At 54.8% G+C, this 3,568-nt stretch carries 7 protein-coding genes; 1 reads left to right on the top strand and 6 read right to left on the bottom strand.

Going from position 1 to position 3,568, the window contains the following annotated elements; all coding sequences use genetic code 11:
* Window positions 1-139: transposase domain-containing protein (locus Q8Q83_RS00470; protein ID WP_305620165.1), on the top strand; the 139-nt coding region annotated here is incomplete at its 5' end.
* Window positions 140-436: 297 nt separating this feature from the next.
* On the opposite strand, the gene rplQ is transcribed toward Q8Q83_RS00470, so the two are convergent.
* The 6 genes from rplQ to rpmJ form a co-directional block, all read right to left on the bottom strand.
* A complete protein-coding gene (gene rplQ, locus Q8Q83_RS00465) occupies window positions 437-823 on the bottom strand; it encodes a 50S ribosomal protein L17 (protein WP_160347644.1) in 387 nt (128 codons plus the stop codon).
* 42 nt (window positions 824-865) lie between these two features.
* The gene (gene rpoA / locus Q8Q83_RS00460; RefSeq protein ID WP_305620162.1) at window positions 866-1,867 is read right to left on the bottom strand and encodes a DNA-directed RNA polymerase subunit alpha; all 1,002 of its coding nucleotides are present in this window, start codon (window positions 1,865-1,867) and stop codon (window positions 866-868) included.
* A gap of 22 nt (window positions 1,868-1,889) precedes the next feature.
* Window positions 1,890-2,510 carry a 30S ribosomal protein S4 gene (gene rpsD, locus Q8Q83_RS00455; protein WP_305620160.1) on the bottom strand — a complete coding sequence of 207 codons (621 nt, stop codon included), beginning with the start codon at window positions 2,508-2,510 and terminating at the stop codon, window positions 1,890-1,892.
* Between the two features lie 17 nt (window positions 2,511-2,527).
* A complete protein-coding gene (gene rpsK, locus Q8Q83_RS00450) occupies window positions 2,528-2,917 on the bottom strand; it encodes a 30S ribosomal protein S11 (protein ID WP_013789773.1) in 390 nt (129 codons plus the stop codon).
* A 30-nt stretch (window positions 2,918-2,947) separates the two neighbouring features.
* Window positions 2,948-3,304, bottom strand: coding sequence for a 30S ribosomal protein S13 (gene rpsM / locus Q8Q83_RS00445; protein ID WP_010487012.1), 357 nt, complete (start codon window positions 3,302-3,304; stop codon window positions 2,948-2,950).
* Between the two features lie 133 nt (window positions 3,305-3,437).
* Window positions 3,438-3,554 (bottom strand): 50S ribosomal protein L36, encoded by a 117-nt coding sequence (gene rpmJ / locus Q8Q83_RS00440; RefSeq protein WP_002555468.1) that lies wholly within the window; start codon window positions 3,552-3,554, stop codon window positions 3,438-3,440.
* Window positions 3,555-3,568 lie beyond the last annotated feature (14 nt).

Below are 3,568 nucleotides of genomic sequence, written 5' to 3'. Positions count from 1 at the left end.
GGTGGAAACCGCCAAGGCCAACGGGCAAGAACCTTACGCCTGGCTGCGCCATGTGCTCGAGCGTTTGCCCGCAGTGAACAGCGTCGAAGACTACGAAGCGCTGCTGCCGTGGAACTGCGCGCCAGCCATACCATCCTGATGTCTGACTTCGTCAACGGAAGACGGGGTTTATGGATCGCTTACAATGGTCTCGCCACTGACCAGATGCCGCCGCCGGATTTCGGCAATGATGTCCATCGATAACACCCCAGATTCTCCAGCCAAAAGGCCGGATGGTTGCACACACCGGGGTGGAAACTATTGGACGCTGTTTACCCCGGAAATCTGGAAAGTTTTGCACGCTGTTTTACAGCCAACAGGCCAGGGACAACTGTATTGCTATTCGTCGGGCATAAAAAAACCGGGCCAAGGCCCGGTTTTTTATACAACCAACAACTTACTCAGCGTCTACTGCTGCACCAGCGACCGGACGGTCAACCAGCTCAACATAAGCCATTGGAGCATTGTCGCCAGCGCGGAAACCGCACTTGAGGATACGCAGATAACCGCCCTGACGGGTGGCGTAGCGCTTGCCCAGGTCGTTAAACAGCTTGCCGACTATGGCTTTCGAACGAGTACGATCGAATGCCAGGCGACGGTTAGCAACGCTGTCTTCTTTAGCCAGAGTAATCAGCGGCTCGGCAACGCGACGCAGCTCTTTGGCTTTCGGCAGAGTAGTTTTGATCAGCTCATGCTCGAACAGCGATACCGCCATGTTCTGGAACATGGCCTTACGGTGTGCGCTGGTGCGGCTGAGGTGACGGCCACTTTTACGATGACGCATGGTTCAATTCCTTACCAAACTCACGTTCGGTGATGATGACGATCAGGCAGTAGCCTTATCGTCTTTCTTCAGACTTGCCGGCGGCCAATTGTCGAGGCGCATACCGAGGGACAGACCGCGAGAGGCCAGAACATCCTTGATCTCAGTCAGGGATTTCTTGCCCAGGTTCGGCGTTTTCAACAGTTCTACTTCGGTGCGCTGAATCAGGTCGCCGATGTAGTAAATGTTCTCTGCCTTGAGGCAGTTAGCCGAACGTACAGTCAATTCCAGGTCATCAACCGGACGCAGCAGGATCGGATCGATCTCGCCTTCCTGCTCGATTACCACTGGCTCACTGTCACCTTTGAGGTCGACGAACGCAGCCAACTGCTGTTGCAGAATGGTTGCGGCACGACGGATAGCCTCTTCCGGATCCAGAGTACCGTTGGTTTCCAGGTCAATAACCAGCTTGTCCAGGTTGGTACGCTGCTCAACACGAGCGTTTTCCACCACGTACGACACACGGCGTACCGGGCTGAACGAAGCATCCAGCTGCAAGCGACCACTGCTGCGGCTTTCGTCTTCATCGCTCTGACGAGCATCAGCCGGCTCATAGCCGCGACCACGAGCTATGGTGAGCTTCATGTTCAGCGCGCCAGTAGAAGCCAGGTTGGCGATTACGTGGTCGCCATTGACGATTTCGACATCGTGATCCAGCTGAATATCGGCAGCGGTTACTACACCCGAGCCCTTCTTCGCCAGAGTCAGCGTCACTTCGTCACGACCGTGCAGTTTGACAGCCAGACCTTTAAGGTTGAGCAGGATTTCAATAACGTCTTCCTGAACACCTTCGATGGCGCTGTACTCGTGGAGTACACCGTCAATCTCGGCCTCGACTACTGCACAGCCAGGCATGGAGGACAACAGGATGCGACGCAGCGCGTTGCCCAGGGTATGGCCAAAACCACGCTCGAGAGGCTCGAGAGTGATTTTCGCACGGGTAGAACTGACCACCTGCACATCAATGTGACGGGGGGTCAGGAACTCATTTACCGAAATCTGCATGGATGCACCTATTTTCTAGCCCTTACTTGGAGTAGAGCTCGACAATCAGGCTTTCGTTGATGTCAGCGGAGAGATCACTGCGAGCCGGGACGTTTTTGAACACGCCAGACTTTTTCTCAGTGTCTACATCTACCCATTCAACGCGGCCACGCTGGGCACACAGCTCAAGAGCTTGAACAATGCGCAGCTGATTCTTCGATTTCTCGCGAACTGCAACCACGTCACCAGCACGAACCTGGTAGGACGGTACGTTTACAGTTTTACCGTTTACGCTGATCGACTTGTGCGATACCAGCTGACGGGATTCAGCACGAGTAGCGCCGAAGCCCATACGGTAAACCACGTTATCCAGACGGCATTCGAGCAGTTGCAGCAGGTTCTCACCAGTAGCGCCTTTCTTGCCGGCAGCTTCTTTGTAATAACCGCTGAATTGACGCTCAAGCACACCGTAGATACGACGAACTTTTTGCTTCTCACGCAGCTGGGTGCCGTAGTCGGACTGACGGCCACGGCGCTGACCGTGAATACCTGGGGCTGCTTCGATGTTGCACTTCGATTCCAGGGCGCGAACACCGCTTTTCAGGAAAAGATCTGTGCCTTCACGACGAGACAGTTTGCATTTGGGACCAATGTAACGAGCCATTTCTCACTGTCTCCTGATTACACGCGACGCTTCTTCGAAGGACGGCATCCGTTATGCGGGATGGGCGTCACATCGGTGATGCTGGCGATCTTGTAACCGCAGCCGTTCAAAGCACGGACGGCGGACTCACGACCCGGACCGGGACCCTTGACGTTGACGTCGAGGTTCTTCAGGCCGTATTCCAGCGCAGCTTGACCAGCACGTTCAGCAGCCACCTGGGCAGCGAACGGGGTGCTTTTACGCGAGCCGCGGAAACCCGAACCACCAGAGGTAGCCCAGGACAGGGCGTTGCCCTGACGGTCAGTAATGGTCACGATTGTGTTGTTGAAAGAAGCGTGGATGTGGGCGATGCCATCAACCACCGTCTTTTTGACTTTCTTACGAGTACGAGCAGCAGGTTTTGCCATGACTAGATTCCTGTCGATGCGCGAATGCGATTACTTGCGGATCGGCTTACGCGGGCCCTTACGGGTACGCGCGTTGGTCTTGGTACGCTGACCGCGAACCGGCAGACCACGACGATGACGCAGGCCGCGGTAGCAACCCAGGTCCATCAAGCGCTTGATTTTCATGTTCACTTCACGACGCAGATCGCCTTCGGTATTCACCTTGGCTACTTCGCCACGCAGCTGCTCGATCTGCTCATCAGAGAGATCTTTGATCTTTGCTGCCGGGTTAACCCCGGTAGCAGCACAGATTTTCTGTGCAGTGGTGCGACCAACACCGAAGATGTAGGTCAACGAGATAACAGTGTGCTTGTTATCCGGAATGTTAACGCCTGCAATACGGGCCATTCAGTGGAACTCCAATTGACAGCTACCTACGCCCCGGAAGCCAAGAAATAGGGCGCAAGATATTAGCGCTGTAGAAACAAATAATCAACCCGGCAGCGCACTAGCTGCCGGGCTTGTAACGCTTCAATCACACTCAGCCTTGGCGCTGCTTGTGACGCGGTTCCGCGCTGCAAATCACTCGCACAACACCTTCGCGACGAATAATTTTGCAGTTACGGCACAGCTTTTTCACCGATGCACGAACTTTCATCACCAACTCCTCGA

The organism is Pseudomonas sp. (genome assembly GCF_030696055.1).
In the GTDB taxonomy this organism is placed as follows: Bacteria; Pseudomonadota; Gammaproteobacteria; order Pseudomonadales; family Pseudomonadaceae; genus Aquipseudomonas.
The sequence above is the reverse complement of the archived record's forward strand: the minus strand, read 5'-3'. Positions and strand labels throughout refer to the sequence as shown.

Bases quoted from the DNA above. Each gene is read 5' to 3' on its own strand.
- rpsD (WP_305620160.1), bottom strand. From the start codon at position 2,510: ATGGCTCGTTACATTGGTCCCAAATGCAAACTGTCTCGTCGTGAAGGC.
- rpsM (WP_010487012.1), bottom strand. From the start codon at position 3,304: ATGGCCCGTATTGCAGGCGTTAACATTCCGGATAACAAGCACACTGTT.
- rpoA (WP_305620162.1), bottom strand. From the start codon at position 1,867: ATGCAGATTTCGGTAAATGAGTTCCTGACCCCCCGTCACATTGATGTG.
- rplQ (WP_160347644.1), bottom strand. From the start codon at position 823: ATGCGTCATCGTAAAAGTGGCCGTCACCTCAGCCGCACCAGCGCACAC.
- rpmJ (WP_002555468.1), bottom strand. From the start codon at position 3,554: ATGAAAGTTCGTGCATCGGTGAAAAAGCTGTGCCGTAACTGCAAAATT.
- rpsK (WP_013789773.1), bottom strand. From the start codon at position 2,917: ATGGCAAAACCTGCTGCTCGTACTCGTAAGAAAGTCAAAAAGACGGTG.